The 14,695-nt window shown below is 39.6% G+C and carries 13 protein-coding genes; 4 read left to right on the forward strand and 9 right to left on the reverse strand.

All coding sequences use genetic code 11. The annotated features are described in order from the left end of the window. The first annotated feature begins 3 nt into the window (after window positions 1–3). On the forward strand, window positions 4–2,775 hold the full coding sequence (polA, locus tag AWW73_RS11480; protein WP_062849705.1) for a DNA polymerase I: 2,772 nt from the start codon (window positions 4–6) through the stop codon (window positions 2,773–2,775). A gap of 54 nt (window positions 2,776–2,829) precedes the next feature. Here polA and AWW73_RS11485 read toward each other — a convergent pair whose 3' ends face one another. The 5 genes from AWW73_RS11485 to ppx are packed head-to-tail and all read right to left on the reverse strand — an operon-like array spanning window position 2,830 to window position 7,929. Next, the gene (locus tag AWW73_RS11485) at window positions 2,830–3,399 is read right to left on the reverse strand and encodes a YggT family protein (RefSeq protein ID WP_016142164.1); all 570 of its coding nucleotides are present in this window, start codon (window positions 3,397–3,399) and stop codon (window positions 2,830–2,832) included. A 21-nt stretch (window positions 3,400–3,420) separates the two neighbouring features. Further along, a complete protein-coding gene (gene proC / locus AWW73_RS11490; RefSeq protein ID WP_081409597.1) occupies window positions 3,421–4,257 on the reverse strand; it encodes a pyrroline-5-carboxylate reductase in 837 nt (278 codons plus the stop codon). Further along, entirely contained in the window at window positions 4,232–5,632 is a 1,401-nt protein-coding gene (gene tilS / locus AWW73_RS11495; RefSeq protein WP_081409598.1) for a tRNA lysidine(34) synthetase TilS, read from the reverse strand. The genes proC and tilS overlap by 26 nt, the downstream gene beginning before the upstream one ends. Beyond that, window positions 5,569–6,390, reverse strand: coding sequence for an acetyl-CoA carboxylase carboxyltransferase subunit alpha (locus AWW73_RS11500; RefSeq protein ID WP_062849708.1), 822 nt, complete (start codon window positions 6,388–6,390; stop codon window positions 5,569–5,571). The genes tilS and AWW73_RS11500 overlap by 64 nt, the downstream gene beginning before the upstream one ends. An 18-nt stretch (window positions 6,391–6,408) precedes the next feature. Continuing rightward, complete coding sequence (gene ppx / locus AWW73_RS11505; protein ID WP_031947390.1) at window positions 6,409–7,929, reverse strand: exopolyphosphatase; 1,521 nt, start codon at window positions 7,927–7,929, stop codon at window positions 6,409–6,411. Between the two features lie 275 nt (window positions 7,930–8,204). On the opposite strand from ppx, the gene trxA reads away from it, so the two are divergent. Both trxA and rho read left to right on the forward strand, forming a co-directional pair. Beyond that, window positions 8,205–8,531, forward strand: coding sequence for a thioredoxin (trxA, locus tag AWW73_RS11510; protein WP_016142169.1), 327 nt, complete (start codon window positions 8,205–8,207; stop codon window positions 8,529–8,531). A 322-nt stretch (window positions 8,532–8,853) separates the two neighbouring features. Beyond that, a complete protein-coding gene (gene rho, locus AWW73_RS11515) occupies window positions 8,854–10,122 on the forward strand; it encodes a transcription termination factor Rho (protein ID WP_016144371.1) in 1,269 nt (422 codons plus the stop codon). 194 nt (window positions 10,123–10,316) lie between these two features. Here the strand turns inward: rho and AWW73_RS18660 are convergent, their stop codons facing one another. After that, the gene (locus AWW73_RS18660; RefSeq protein ID WP_002117184.1) at window positions 10,317–10,442 is read right to left on the reverse strand and encodes a hypothetical protein; all 126 of its coding nucleotides are present in this window, start codon (window positions 10,440–10,442) and stop codon (window positions 10,317–10,319) included. A 94-nt stretch (window positions 10,443–10,536) separates the two neighbouring features. Between AWW73_RS18660 and AWW73_RS11520 the strand changes: the two genes are divergently transcribed. Further along, on the forward strand, window positions 10,537–10,770 hold the full coding sequence (locus tag AWW73_RS11520; RefSeq protein ID WP_062849709.1) for a hypothetical protein: 234 nt from the start codon (window positions 10,537–10,539) through the stop codon (window positions 10,768–10,770). 145 nt (window positions 10,771–10,915) lie between these two features. On the opposite strand, the gene AWW73_RS11525 is transcribed toward AWW73_RS11520, so the two are convergent. Genes AWW73_RS11525 through pheS form a run of 3 tightly spaced genes read right to left on the reverse strand, consistent with a single transcriptional unit; the run spans window position 10,916 to window position 14,603 of the window. Beyond that, the gene (locus AWW73_RS11525; protein ID WP_000126166.1) at window positions 10,916–11,212 is read right to left on the reverse strand and encodes an integration host factor subunit alpha; all 297 of its coding nucleotides are present in this window, start codon (window positions 11,210–11,212) and stop codon (window positions 10,916–10,918) included. Continuing rightward, a complete protein-coding gene (gene pheT / locus AWW73_RS11530; RefSeq protein ID WP_062849710.1) occupies window positions 11,209–13,590 on the reverse strand; it encodes a phenylalanine--tRNA ligase subunit beta in 2,382 nt (793 codons plus the stop codon). The genes AWW73_RS11525 and pheT overlap by 4 nt, the downstream gene beginning before the upstream one ends. A gap of 32 nt (window positions 13,591–13,622) precedes the next feature. After that, on the reverse strand, window positions 13,623–14,603 hold the full coding sequence (pheS, locus tag AWW73_RS11535) for a phenylalanine--tRNA ligase subunit alpha (RefSeq protein WP_062849711.1): 981 nt from the start codon (window positions 14,601–14,603) through the stop codon (window positions 13,623–13,625). Window positions 14,604–14,695 lie beyond the last annotated feature (92 nt).

Genomic DNA, 14,695 nt, shown 5'->3' on the forward strand with positions numbered 1-14,695 from the left:
TCAATGCCACCATTTGTCTTGGTTGATGGGTCCTATTTTTTATTTCGTGCATATCATGCATTACCACCATTGACGACCTCTACAGGGTTACATACCAATGCAATACGTGGGGCAATTTCTGCCATTCAAAAACTAATGCGCCGCATGCAGCCAACACATATGGCTGTCATTTTTGATACGCCTGAGCCAACTTTCCGCCATAAGCTTTCACCTATTTATAAAGGCGATCGCCCAACCATGCCGGAAGAGTTATCTCAACAGATTCCATATTTGCATGCATTGATTAAAGCGCAAGGAATTCCTTTATATAGTCTTCCGGGTGCAGAGGCAGATGACATTATCGGTACGCTCGCTAAACGTGCCGTACTCGAAGGCCATCATGTACTTATCTCAACCGGAGATAAAGACATGGCTCAGCTCGTCAATGATCATGTAAAACTTGAAGATAGCTTTAAAGATCGCGTACTCGACACGGATGGTGTATTTGAAAAATTTGGGGTTTGGCCAAATCAAATTATCGACTATTTAACCCTCATGGGCGATGCATCTGACGGCATCATGGGTGTGCCGGGTGTAGGTGCAAAAACAGCAGCTAAGTTACTAACTGAATATGGCACTTTAGACAATATCATTGCCAATGCAGACCAACTTAAAGGCAAACTTAGTCAAAATATTAAAGATAACTTAGACAATATTAAGCTTGATCATCAGCTAGCTAGCATTGTCTGTGATCTTCCCTTAGAACTCGACTGGCATGAATTAAAGCTTACCGATCCAAACGTAGAAGCTCTACGCAATCTCTATACTGAACTCGAGTTTAGAAATCAGTTACAGTCGCTTGATCATCCCAACAATCCAAATAGCTCAAGCTATAAGCAACAAGCTTCACAGACTGTTGTTCAAAATGAAGTTAAACCTGCTGAATCTATAGAAACCGAAGATCAAGCAAGCTTAACTAGTCAAGATGACCAGCTTGGAACAGCAAATTATCACACTATTTTAACCCAAGAAGCATGGGATCAGCTCTGGCAGCGCATGCAAAATGCCGATCATTTTGCTATTGATACAGAAACCACAAGTCTGGACTACCGTATTGCAGAGATGGTCGGTTTTTCAATCGCATTTGATGCGAAAGATGCCTATTATGTTCCATTAGCGCATAATTATGAAAATGCACCGCAGCAACTAGATCGTGATCAAATTCTGGCTCAAATTAAGCCTGTGCTAGAAAATGAAGCAGTTAAAAAAATTGGTCATCACCTTAAATATGATGCCCATATCTTTGCCAATCATGGCATAGAACTTAAAGGCTGGTATTTCGATAGCATGCTGGCATCTTATGTACTAAATGCCGCTGCTACTCGTCACGGCATGGATGATGTAGCTCGTGTCTACTTGAGCCACTTAACCACCACTTTTGAACAAATTGCGGGTAAGGGTGCCAAACAAAAGACTTTCAATCAAATTGAGATTGAAGTTGCTGCTCACTATGCAGCAGAAGATGCACATGTGACTTATCGTTTGTATGAAGTGCTTTCAAACAAACTTAAGCCATTTCCTGAGCTAGAAAATATTTTATATAACATCGAAATGCCAGTTGCCCGTATTTTATCGGGTATGGAAGAAGATGGTATTCGTCTAGATCATGCTTTCTTAGATAAATTAAGCGTTGAATTTGCAAAAACGATGGAAGGGCTTGAAAATCAAGCGATGGAAATTGCAGATGAAACTTTTAATATTGCATCTCCTAAACAAGTAGGCGAAATACTATTTGATAAATTAGGAATTAAAGGTGGTAAAAAAACTGCAACTGGACAATACAGCACCAGTGAAAGTGTTTTAGAAAAAATTGAACATCCTTTAGCGGAAATTATTCTAGAGCATCGCGGTTTAGCAAAGCTAAAAAGTACCTATACAGATCGTTTAGTTGAACAATCTCATAACGACACGCACCGCGTACATACGAGCTATCATCAAGCACTTACAGCGACAGGCCGTCTCTCCTCTTCTGATCCTAATTTACAAAATATTCCAATTCGTAGACAAATTGGTCGTCAAATTCGTAAAGCATTCATTGCACCCGAAGGCCGAGTACTATTGGCTGCCGATTACTCGCAAATTGAATTACGTTTAATGGCACATTTTTCTCAAGATGATGCTTTAGTACATGCATTCCAGCATGGACAAGATGTTCACCGTCGTACTGCTGCCGAGGTATTGGGTATTGCAATTGAAGATGTGACCAATGACCAACGCCGTCAAGCGAAAGCAGTTAACTTTGGCCTACTGTATGGTATGTCTGAGTTTGGTTTAATTCGTCAGTTAGGTTTCACACGTCAAGAATCGCAAAACTATATTAAGCAATATTTCCAACGTTACCCTGGTATCTATGAATATATGCAGCGCACACGTCAAGTTGCATCAGAGCAAGGCTTTGTTGAAACTATTTTAGGTCGTCGCCTTTATACGCCTGATATTGATGCCCGAAATGTAATGGTACGTAAGGCTGCTGAACGTGCTGCGATCAATGCACCTTTACAAGGTAGTGCGGCTGATATTATTAAACTTGCAATGATTGAGGTTGATAAAATCTTGCCAAAAGATCAAGCTAAGTTACTTCTTCAAGTACACGATGAATTAGTATTTGAAGCAGATCAAAATATTGCCGAAGAACTCTCAAAGCAAATCGCAAGTGTCATGGAATCAGTAGTAAAAATTTCTGTGCCTTTAGTTGTTGAAGTTGGGCAAGGGCAAAACTGGGATGACGCCCATTAATTAGCAGAAATAAAAAAAGGGCTGTGAAATACAGCCCTTTTTTCTTGCGTTAACTTAAAGTCCAGTTAAAAGAACTTTAGCCACTTCATTCATTAAAATCTCGGCAATATAAAGCGCCAAAAATGCTAAAATTGGAGATAGGTCAATCATTCCCATATTAGGTAATATACGACGGAATGGTGCAAGTAATGGTTCAGCTAAATCTTGAATTACTTCAATATAAGGTGAACGCGATTGAGTGAACATCACCACCCAACTCAAAATGATTGTTGCAAAAATTAAATAACGGCAGAAACGAATCAAATCTTGAATCATCGTCACAAATGTCAGAATCACTAAGTGAACTGGACTATTTGGCATAGAACCAGAAAGATACATCACACCGAAAATTTTCAGTAAATATAAAATAATTAAAAGAACCAACGCAGCCAAATTAAATCGGCCTTTTGCGACCGTCGGAAAAATTCGGCCAAAAATATCAACAATTTTAGTCGCCTTTACGGTCGATAAAACCACAGGATTATAAGGACTTACTGCCGCCAATTGCATTAAAAAACGGAAAAAGACCAATAAAATCGCGACATTAATTAAAATTCCAAAAATTAGCGCAGAATTTGCACCCATAGTTGTCTTATCCTATTTAAGCTATTTCGCACTGTCACTCAATTCTTGAGCCAATTCTTGACTACGCTTCTGTGCAGCAGCCAATGCAGATTGAATATTTTGGGAGATTTGTGCACGGTCAAAAACTTCAAGTGCAGCTTGAGTTGTGCCATTTGGCGATGTCACATTCTTACGAAGTTCAGAAGGAGTATTTGAACTAGTAATTGCCATTTGAGCTGCACCTAATGCCGTTTGAAGAGTCAACGCAGTTGCAACTTTTTCATCAAGTCCTAAATTTTTACCCGCACGGATCATACTTTCCATGAGATAGAAGAAATATGCAGGACCTGAGCCAGAAACCGCTGTTACCGCATCAATTTGAGCTTCGGAGTTTACCCAAATTGTTAAGCCTGTGGCTGCTAAAATCTGACTTGTTAATTCACGATCCGAATTACCTACTACATCATTTGCATAGATACCATGCGCACCCGTCTGAACTAGAGCTGGCGTATTTGGCATAACTCGAACAACTCGATTGCTATCAATTAAGTTTGATATCGTTTGGATTTCAGCACCAGCAATAATTGAAATAACCAATTTATCTGATAATAGACCCTTTAAAGGACGTAAAACAGTTGCCAAAACCTGTGGTTTTACTGCCAGTACAACAACATCAGCATTTTTAATTGCAGCTACATTATCTTGTGTCACATGGACTTCTTTTTCTTGCAATAATTGGCGGATTTGCTCAACAGGATCTGAAACGGTAATACGTGTTGGCGGTAAACCTCTTGAAATGAGCCCGCCAATCAAAGCTTGGGCCATATTCCCACCACCAATAAAACAGATATTACTATTTACTGCACTTGTCATAACCATATTCGCCATTTACCAGATTACAAGAATAAGAAATTAAATCTGGTTGCCATCCTCCTTGCTCACAATACGGAGACTGAGCCAACCAAAATCCTTTCGGTGTAAAAACCCCAAGCATAACATTATCTACGACTAATATTTGAATTGTATGACGAAGCCAAGGCAAAATATGTGCCTCTTGAATTGCTTTTTTTAAGGGCCATTGCCCAACGCGACCATATAAATGGATTTTTTCACCACCTTGACGACCAATTATTCTTAATTTTTTAGCCAATAAAGATGAAGATAACCCCATTTTTTTTTGTGTAATTTGAAAATGTCCTGAAGCGCAATCCACTATTTCCCCCATTTGGAAATAATGCTCTGTCTCGGTTTCAATTGGGTTTAATTTTTCAGCAAGAAAAACTTGCTTGCTCAACCTATAAAGATGATGTTGATAACGTACATAGTAAAACTGGTTCCAGTGTAATGCCGCTTGTGCATCAGACTTTGAATCAATTACTTCATTTTTTAAGCGCTCAACCATTTCAAATGCAGGCCGATATTGTCCCTCACCTTTCATCCAAACCGAAAGCAATTGACGCTGACGGGCAGAGGATAATTTTAATAGCTGAGTTAAATCCAAACATTCATCCGTCCCACAATTTTGCAGATCAACTTTTAAAACCTCTTCTAAAATTTCAGAAGCGTCTTGCATCAAATAACTGGTACGACTAAGGGCTTGCTGCATTTTTGGAAATCGGTTTTGTAAGAATGGCCAAAGCTCCTCACGCGACCATGCCCGATCATAATGAATATCATAATTTGTAGGGTCAACTACATACTCAATCTCAAGCTGAGTAGTCCACTCAACAATTTGCTCGCGAGTTAAATCTAAAAAAGGTCGCCAAATTGTCATATCTACGCGATGATCAATAGACTGCATAGCAGCCAGCCCATCAACCCCTGCACCCGATAATAACCGTAACATCACTGTTTCAGCTTGGTCTTGCTGATGATGAGCAAGCACTAAAATTTCATTGGTCTGCAAATGTTGCCGATAAGCTTGATAGCGTGCCTGACGTGCTTGAGCTTCCAAATTACCGTCAGTAACTTGAACTTTTTGAATGATATAAGGAGTATTTAAACGAGTAGCCTGTTTAACTACGAGTTTTCCCCACTCTGCACTTTTTGATTGCAGTTGATGATCTATGTAAATTACTCGGATCTTTTGAGGGAAAATTTGAGACATCAAATGTAGCAGCAGCATTGAATCCATGCCGCCACTACATCCGATAAGAAAAGTATTATTTTCTAAAGACTCTTGAGCCTGTTTTAAGACGTGATGCCTAAATTTTCGCTGCCAAACTTCATTAAACGTTGATAACGTGCTTCGCATCGTTCATTTGCATCCATTGGTAGCAACTCTTCCAAAGCTTGCTTCAAAACTACTTTTAGGTTTTGCATGACTTGCTCAGGGCCTAAATGAGCCCCTTCACCTTCATCTACTACATATTCAACAATACCTAGAGATTGTAATTTATCTGCTGTCAAACCTAAAGCTTCGCTTGCTTGAGCTGCTTTTTCAGCAGTTTTCCACAAAATAGATGCACAGCCTTCTGGTGAGATCACAGAATAAATACTATGCGACAACATGATTACTCGGTCAGCGACACCAATACCTAAAGCACCACCAGAACCACCTTCACCGAGTACTGTTGCAACAACAGGAACTTTCAAACTTGAAAGTTGAGCAAGACTCGTTGCAATTGCTTCAGCTTGTCCACGCTCTTCAGCACCAACACCTGGGTAAGCACCCATCGTATCAATAAATGTGAAAACCGGAAGATTAAAACGCTCAGCCATATCTAATAGGCGTTGAGATTTACGGTAACCTTCTGGGTTAGCCATACCGAAGTTGTGCTTTAATTTTTCACGGGTACTACGACCACGGTGTTGACCAATAACCATTACAGGCTGACCATCAAAACGAGCAAGACCACCTACCATCGCACCATCGTCACCAAACAAACGATCACCATGCAAGGCATCAAACTCTGTAAAGATTTCACCGACATAATCTAGAAACTGCGGACGATCAGGATGACGTGCAATTTGAACCGTTGTCCACGCTTTGGACTGAGTAGCTTTTTTCATAGGTCGAATATTATCCCTTTAATCGATAAATTTTTCCGACTGAATATTCAATTCAATGTCCCAATGCTTAAACTGCTCTTGCTCATCATGCAAGTCGGCAACTAACAATGGCCATTGTTTGGCATCACCAGAAACACTAAGCTGCCATTGTTGATCATTTATGATGGTCAGTTCAATGGCAGGAAGCATCTGATCACTTCGACTATGGTTGAGTAAAACTGCTAGGCGAAGTAATAAACATAGATAAAGTAATTTATTTCCACCAGCCTTCAAAATTTCGTTTTTTACATCATTTCGCAATTTACGACGGTGGTGAGCAACCAAATGTGAAAGATGGTTTTGATCAATTTGTGAGAAGCCTGGAATATCAGAATGCTGCAATAAATAAGCACCATGACGGTGATAACCACCATGACTAATTGCTAAACCAATTTCATGCAAATACGCAGATCGACGCAGTAAGTCACTGTCTTCACTAGTTAAATTAAGTGACTCTGCAACACTATCAAATAATTGTTGTGCTGTATTCACAACTCGTTCTGCTTGTTTTGGATCTGCGTTATAACGGCCCATTAAAGCTTGTACACTACGATCACGGATATCTTCATGTTTAAAACGGCCCAATAGGTCATACATGACTCCTTCACGTAATGCACCATCAGAATATGCCAAACGATCAATTTCTAAAACTTCAAAAACTGCGTACAAAATTGCCAATCCGGCTGGCAAAACTGCTCGTCGGTCTTCTCGAAGTCCTTCAAAATCAATTTCAGAAATATTTTTAAACTTAAGTAACTTATCTTTGAGTTTATATAAACCCTCTCGAGTGACATTTTCTTGTTCATCACTCAAGCCCATATTCACCATAATTTGGCGACAAGCTTTAATAGTTCCACTAGAACCAACTACGGTATCCCAACCTTCCATTTTATAAGTTGTTGCAATAGCTGAAAGTTCTTTACGCGCAGCAACTACTGCTTTATCAAAGGCTTTTTGTGTGATTTCACCATCAGCAAAGTAGGCTTTTGTATAAGCCACACATCCCATTTGCAATGACTCTGTATAAATAGGTTCGAACTCTTCGCCAATAATGAACTCAGTAGAACCACCACCAATATCTACAACTAAACGTCGACCACCATTTGCCATGGTATGCGATACACCAAGATAAATCAGACGCGCTTCTTCTCGCCCAGCAATAATCTCAATAGGTTTAGGCAAAATCTCTGCTGCTTTTTGGATAAATTCATGACCATTTTTTGCCTGACGCAAAGCATTGGTTGCCACAATTCGTAAGCGATTCGGTTGAACAGAACTTAGTCTTCCAACAAAACGTGCTAAACATGCTAAACCACGCTGCTGAGCCGCTTCTGTTAAGTTTTTATTCTCATCTAAACCAGCTGCAAGCTGTACTTTTTCTGACATCGAAGCAACTTTTTTAACTTCACCATGGTCTACCCGTGCAATTGCAAGGTGAAAACTGTTTGACCCCATATCTATGGCGGCAAGTAATTCTTCATCAATCAGAAAGTCAGACATTATTGAACTAAACCCATAACAATTCACGCCTAGAGTAATTCACAAGAATGCAATTGAAAAGCCATTTTCATCAACAATTAGCTGTGATTTAAATTTTTCTATTTATAAGTTGATTGTACAAGTCGATGATGAATATCGTGAGCATCCATTAGACAAATTTAGATAAGCCTTGAATAATAGCATCAAACCCTTACATTGAACTAAGTAGCTATGTAATACTGATAGAGATAATTTCTCCTGTAATAGCACTTTTTTCTAAAAATTGGAGCCGTACCATGTCTGCGACTATTGTAAATACAACTGATGATAACTTCCAAGCAGATGTTTTAGATTCTGAAACACCTGTACTTGTAGACTTCTGGGCAGGATGGTGTGCACCTTGTAAAGCGATCGCACCTGTTCTTGAAGACTTATCAAGCGAATATGCTGGTAAAGTAAAAATTGTTAAAGTTGACGTGACTTCTTGCGAAGATACTGCGGTGAAATACAACATCCGCAATATTCCTGCTTTATTACTTTTCAAAAATGGTGAAGTTGTAGCTCAACAAATTGGTGCTGTACCTCGCTCGAAACTTGTTAGCTTTATTGATGAAAACGTTTAAGCCAAAATGCTAAAAAAGAAAATACGCTATACTTTTTTATAGCGTATTTTTTTCGGCTATAAATTGACAAATTAGCTAGGCTGGCTTATATTGCATGCTCAAGAGGCACTGAAGGGAATCATCTTCGTCCGGCTTCTTACAAGACACAAACATAAAGATCGCCACTCGGCAACAGAAATTGTTTTTTCACATTTCTCTTCGAAACAATTAATCAGACTTCTGAATTGTTATTGTGTAAATACAATTGCGATAATCTTTTTTGTATGCGAGCGATTTTTCTTCTTTTTAAACCACACTCTACTCTTTCCTAATTCTGACCCTTATGAATTTAACTGAACTCAAGAAAAAACCAATCGGCGAACTAATTAAAATTGCTGAATTTATGGGCCTGGAAGGTATGGCTCGTAACAGAAAGCAAGATATTATCTTTGCCATTTTGAAACGCCATGCAATGAATGGCGAAGAAATTTTTGGTGATGGCGTTCTCGAAATTCTCTCTGATGGTTTTGGTTTTTTGCGCTCTGCCGCAGGTTCGTATTTAGCAGGTCCGGATGATATTTATGTGAGTCCTTCACAAATCCGACGCTTTAACTTGCGTACAGGTGATACCATCACAGGTACTATTCGCCCTCCAAAAGAAGGTGAGCGTTATTTTGCGTTGCTCAAAGTTAACCAAATTAACTACGACACGCCAGAAAATTCTCGAAATAAAATTTTATTTGAAAACTTAACTCCCCTTTTCCCAACCGAACAACTGGTTATGGAATTAGGTAATGGTACGACAGAAGATTTAACTGCTCGTGTTGTTGATTTAGTTGCGCCAATTGGTAAAGGCCAACGTTCTATTATTGTTGCACCGCCAAAAGCGGGTAAAACAATGTTACTTCAAAATATTGCTCAATCGATTGTTAGAAACAATCCAGAAGTATTCTTGATTGTTCTACTTATTGACGAACGTCCAGAAGAAGTAACTGAAATGGAGCGTACTGTTCGCGGTGAAGTTATTGCGTCAACATTTGATGAAGCTCCAGCTCGCCATGTACAAGTTGCAGAAATGGTCATTGAAAAAGCAAAACGTCTTGTTGAACATAAAAAAGATGTTGTGATTCTTCTTGACTCTATTACCCGTCTTGCACGTGCTTATAACACTGTTATTCCGTCATCAGGTAAAGTATTAACTGGTGGTGTAGATGCTCATGCATTAGAGCGCCCTAAACGTTTCTTCGGTGCTGCACGTAATATCGAAGAAGGTGGCTCACTTACGATCATCTCAACTGCTTTGATTGAAACCGGCAGTAAAATGGATGATGTAATTTATGAAGAATTCAAAGGTACAGGTAACCAAGAGATTACACTTGATCGCCGTATTGCTGAAAAACGCGTCTTCCCTGCCATGAACATCAAAAAGTCTGGCACCCGTCGTGAAGAGCGTTTAATGGATGATGATAAATTACGTAAAGTATGGATCCTCCGTAAGCTCCTTCACCCTATGGATGAGTTGGCCGCAATGGAATTCTTACTTGACCGTATGAAAGAAACCAAAACAAATGATGATTTCTTTGATCAAATGAAGCGCAAAGCTTCAACTTAATTGATCAAAGCTTTAATAAAAAAGCCACTCTTTTGAGTGGTTTTTTTATTTGGTTGACAAGCTTTACACAAAAATACATTTCGCTCATTTTTATGTAAAATTATTTATAAGTTTTTGATAATAAATATTTTTACATAAAAATTCTCAGTTTTTTTAGTAGCTTACCTCTACCTTTTCCAATATACCCGTGCTAGTTAATTGTTTTTTTCTGTTAAAAAACAGTCTGTTTTTCTCTTTTTCATACGTTTTTTTGATAGGCGGCAGTAGTATTTCAACATTTGCAGTGATAGCATAGCGGCAGACCAGTTAGACTGCTCCATGCGTTGTTACCTAGCTACGTTTTAGGAATAATAAAAGCAAAACAGTCCAACTTAGGTTTTTTTAATCTCAAATCTTTTTTGTGAGAGTGATGCCATGTTATTCAAAAAATTTGCTGTTGCTGCTGCCGTTGCTGCTACTTTAGCTTTCGTTGGTTGTTCTAAGAAAGAAGAAGCTCCTGCTGCTGCTTCTGAAGCTGTAGCTGCTGCTTCTGAAGCTACTGAAGCTGCTTCTGAAGCTGCTGTAGCTGTTGACGCTGCTGCTTCTGACGTTGCTGCTGCTGCTTCTGACGTTGCTGCTGCTGCTTCTGAAGCTTCTGCTGCACACTAATCTATATTCTAGATTAGATAAAAAAGAGGACATTTTGTCCTCTTTTTTTATATCTATAATCTGATATTCTAATATTAATGCCCCTATATTGCTGCCAAATAAAATTGTATAAAGCTATCTCAAAGTATAGATATAAAAAAGCAGATCAATCGATCTGCTCATTTCCAACGCGTTGTCTAAACTTCTGACCCGCTCTGAAGGTAACTACACGGCGTGCAGAAATTGGAATTTCCTCGCCTGTTTTAGGATTACGTCCTGGGCGTTCGCGTTTATCTCTTAATTCAAAATTACCAAAACCAGAAAGCTTAACTTGCTCTCCTGCAATAAGCGCTTGGCTAATTTCGTCGAAGAACAACTCGACCATTTGTTTTGCTTCACGGCGATTTAAGCTGGTTAACTCACTTAAATGATCAGCCATGTCTGCTTTAGTTAATGCTGTCATGAGGCCCTCAATGTCGCTTGATAAGTGTTTTCCAACACTTGGATTATATTGTCCATACCAGATTTAATTTCAGCATCTTCAAGCGTACGTGAAGGATGTTGCCATAATAACGCAAACGCTAATGAGCGCTTACCTTCTTCGACACCCTGCCCCGTATACACATCGAATAACCATGTAGAGTCTAAAAGCTCTCCACCAGTTTTTTCGATTAACTGCTGAATATCTCTAACATTTATATTATCAGAGATTAAAAGCGCAATATCACGTCTGATCGAAGGAAAACGTGATAATTCTGTAAAATTAGATACATAAGATTGCAAAACAGCTGTTTGATCAAGTTCAGCTACCCAAGTCGTGCTCAAATCTAGCTCATTTTCTAAAGATGGATGCAGACGGCCTAAGTAACCAATTGATTGTCCATCAACTAAAATTTCAGCTGATTGCCCTGGGTGCAACCATGAACGCTCAGAACGTACATATTCAACTTTGACACGACCAGCAGCTAAAATCTCTTCAATCTCTCCTTTGAAGTCGAAGAAATCCATTGGCTGAGGCTTAACATGCCAAGATTCTGGTTGTTGTGAGCCAACTGCAACCAAAGCTAAAGTTGGAATCTGTTTTAGATCTTCAATACTTTTAGCATTTTGATAATCAAAACGTAGCCCTAATTCAAAGAAGCGAACACGGCTTTGCTGGCGGTTGAGATTATATTGTACGCAAGGGATTAAACTTGAAAGTAAAGTACTACGCATTGCAGCCAAATCACTTGAAATTGGATTTGCCAGCATTAACGGATTTACTTTCGGGTTTAATTGCTTTTCAAGTTTTGCATCGGCAAAACTAAAGCTAATTGCTTCTTGATAACCTAAACTTACGATAGTTTGACGTAACTCTGCAATTTCAAAGCGGTCTTGATATTTAGCTAATTGAACATCCATGCTTGGTAAACTAATTTGGATATTGTCATAACCATCTATACGCGCTACTTCTTCAATTAAGTCTTGGTAAATAGCCATGTCATAGCGATGTGACGGAGGGACTACACTCCACTCACCTTCAGCTTTAACAGTTACCTCACAGCCTAGTCGAGTTAAAGCATCCGCAATAAACTCACCAGCGACTTGATATCCCAACAATTGGTCTACCTGAGTCTGTTTAAGATCAATTGCTTCACGTTTAGGAAGTAGATCAGTTTTTTCAGCTACAGTAATTGGACCAAACTCACCGCCTGCTAACTCTTGAATAAGCTGAGAAGCACGGTTCATCGCAATTAATGGTAATTCAAAATCCACACCGCGTTCATAACGCTGCGAAGAATCTGTGTGTAAACCAAAACGGCGAGCACGTCCAGCAATAGCAAGTGGCGCAAAGAAAGCACTTTCTAAGAAAATGTCAGTTGTATCATCGGTTACACTAGATGCTAAACCACCCATAATTCCGGCGATTGCCAAAGCTTTCTGGTCATCCGCAATAACCATTATATCTTCTTGCAACTCAACTTCTTGATCATTAAGAAGTTGTAGCTTTTCTTGTGGCTGAGCTTGACGCACATGTACAGTTCCTTCGATTTTAGCTAAATCGAAAGCATGCATTGGCTGACCCAGTTCCATAAGGACATAGTTCGTCACATCAACCAAAATACTGTGCGTGCGAATTCCTGAACGAGCTAAAGCCTGCTCCATCCACTCTGGTGTTGCAGCTTTTACATTAACGTTTTTAACTACACGTCCTAAGTAGCGTGGAGCACCATCAGTGCTAATCACAACTTCTTTTTCATCAGCAACTGTTGCATCAACTGATTTGATTTCAGCCTCATTCATTTGCAGTTGGTTAATTACTGCAATCTCACGGGCGATACCACGGATACTGAAACAGTCACCACGGTTTGGTGTAATACTGATATCGATGACATTATCATCGAGTTTTAAGTATTCACGGATGTTTACCCCTACTGGAGCATCGGCAGGTAACTCAAGCAAACCATCGATTTTATCTTCAAGATCAATTTCAGAAGCTCCACAAAGCATGCCTTGTGACTCAACTCCACGAAGTTTACCTTTTTTGATTTTGAAATCACCCGGTAACACAGCACCAATAGTTGCCACAGGCGCTTTCATGCCAGCGCGAACATTCGGTGCTCCACAAACAATTTGTAAAGGCTCATCCGAACCAATATTAACTGTTGTTACACGCAGACGGTCTGCATCAGGGTGTTGCTCAACTGTTAAAACTTCGCCGACCACAACACCAATAAATGGCTTGGCAACAGGTGCAAGTTCATCAACTTCAAGACCAAGCATAGTTAGCTGATCAGACAATGTCTCACTATCAATTGCTGGGTTAACCCATGTGCGTAGCCAATTTTCGCTAATCTTCATCTTTATAAACCTTTTTTAATCCTGAAAAACTGTTAGGCAAATTGGCGTAAGAAACGCACATCATTTTGATAGAACATACGCAAATCATTAATGCCATAACGCAACATTGCAAAACGCTCTACCCCTAAACCAAAAGCAAAGCCTTTGTATTTATCAGGATCAATACCCGCAGCACGCAATACATTTGGATGTACCATGCCACAGCCTAATACTTCTAACCAACGTCCACGCTCATCCATGATATCTACTTCTGCACTAGGCTCTGTAAATGGGAAATATGATGGGCGGAAACGTACTTTTAAATCTTTCTCAAAAAATTCATTAAGCAGGTTAATCAATAAACCTTTTAATTCAGCAAAGCTGGTGTTCTCAGCAACGTATAAACCTTCAATCTGATGGAACATAGGTGAATGCGTTTGATCTGAATCACAACGGTAAACACGGCCTGGACACACGATACGAATTGGTGGCTCACTTGTTTCCATTGTACGAATCTGCACCCCAGAGGTATGCGTACGTAGTAAGTGAGTGGCATCAAAGTAGAATGTATCGTGCATAGCACGTGCTGGATGGTGACCAGGAATATTTAATGCTTCAAAATTGTGATAGTCATCTTCAACTTCTGGACCAGTCGCCACTGTAAAACCAGCTTTAGTGAAGAACTGACAAATTCGCTCTTGTACCTGAGTAACAGGATGGACTGTACCAATACGTTGACCACGGCCCGGCAATGTAATATCAATCGTTTCACTTGCTAGCTTTTGCGCAAGTGCAGCCTGTTGTAATGCAGTTTGACGTTCTGTTAATGCAGTATTAATTGTTTCTCGAACAGCATGAATCGCAGCACCTTGTACTTTGCGTTCTTCAGGGTCCATTTTCCCTAATGCTTTCGATTGTTCTGCAAGCTGGCTTTTTTTCCCTGTAAATTGCACACGCACCTGATCAAGTGCAACAAGGTCGTGAGCTGCTGCAATGGCAGCAAGCGCTTCTGTGGTCAGGGCTTCCAGTGACATATTAACTCTCAAAGCAACAAATTTAAAAAATATAATAAAACACTGCATTCTAACAGTTTTTCATCGAATTGATGAAGTTTATCCATCATGAA

Origin of the sequence: Acinetobacter lactucae (assembly GCF_001605885.1) — a bacterium.
Taxonomy (GTDB): domain Bacteria; phylum Pseudomonadota; class Gammaproteobacteria; order Pseudomonadales; family Moraxellaceae; genus Acinetobacter; species Acinetobacter lactucae.

What these genes read in the sequence shown, in the direction of transcription:
- polA (WP_062849705.1), top strand. Translation starts at nt 4, where the DNA reads ATGCCACCATTTGTCTTGGTTGATGGGTCCTATTTTTTATTTCGTGCA.
- AWW73_RS11485 (WP_016142164.1), bottom strand. Translation starts at nt 3,399, where the DNA reads ATGGGTGCAAATTCTGCGCTAATTTTTGGAATTTTAATTAATGTCGCG.
- proC (WP_081409597.1), bottom strand. Translation starts at nt 4,257, where the DNA reads ATGGTTATGACAAGTGCAGTAAATAGTAATATCTGTTTTATTGGTGGT.
- tilS (WP_081409598.1), bottom strand. Translation starts at nt 5,632, where the DNA reads ATGCGAAGCACGTTATCAACGTTTAATGAAGTTTGGCAGCGAAAATTT.
- AWW73_RS11500 (WP_062849708.1), bottom strand. Translation starts at nt 6,390, where the DNA reads ATGAAAAAAGCTACTCAGTCCAAAGCGTGGACAACGGTTCAAATTGCA.
- ppx (WP_031947390.1), bottom strand. Translation starts at nt 7,929, where the DNA reads ATGTCTGACTTTCTGATTGATGAAGAATTACTTGCCGCCATAGATATG.
- trxA (WP_016142169.1), top strand. Translation starts at nt 8,205, where the DNA reads ATGTCTGCGACTATTGTAAATACAACTGATGATAACTTCCAAGCAGAT.
- rho (WP_016144371.1), top strand. Translation starts at nt 8,854, where the DNA reads ATGAATTTAACTGAACTCAAGAAAAAACCAATCGGCGAACTAATTAAA.
- AWW73_RS18660 (WP_002117184.1), bottom strand. Translation starts at nt 10,442, where the DNA reads ATGGAGCAGTCTAACTGGTCTGCCGCTATGCTATCACTGCAAATGTTG.
- AWW73_RS11520 (WP_062849709.1), top strand. Translation starts at nt 10,537, where the DNA reads ATGTTATTCAAAAAATTTGCTGTTGCTGCTGCCGTTGCTGCTACTTTA.
- AWW73_RS11525 (WP_000126166.1), bottom strand. Translation starts at nt 11,212, where the DNA reads ATGACAGCATTAACTAAAGCAGACATGGCTGATCATTTAAGTGAGTTA.
- pheT (WP_062849710.1), bottom strand. Translation starts at nt 13,590, where the DNA reads ATGAAGATTAGCGAAAATTGGCTACGCACATGGGTTAACCCAGCAATT.
- pheS (WP_062849711.1), bottom strand. Translation starts at nt 14,603, where the DNA reads ATGTCACTGGAAGCCCTGACCACAGAAGCGCTTGCTGCCATTGCAGCA.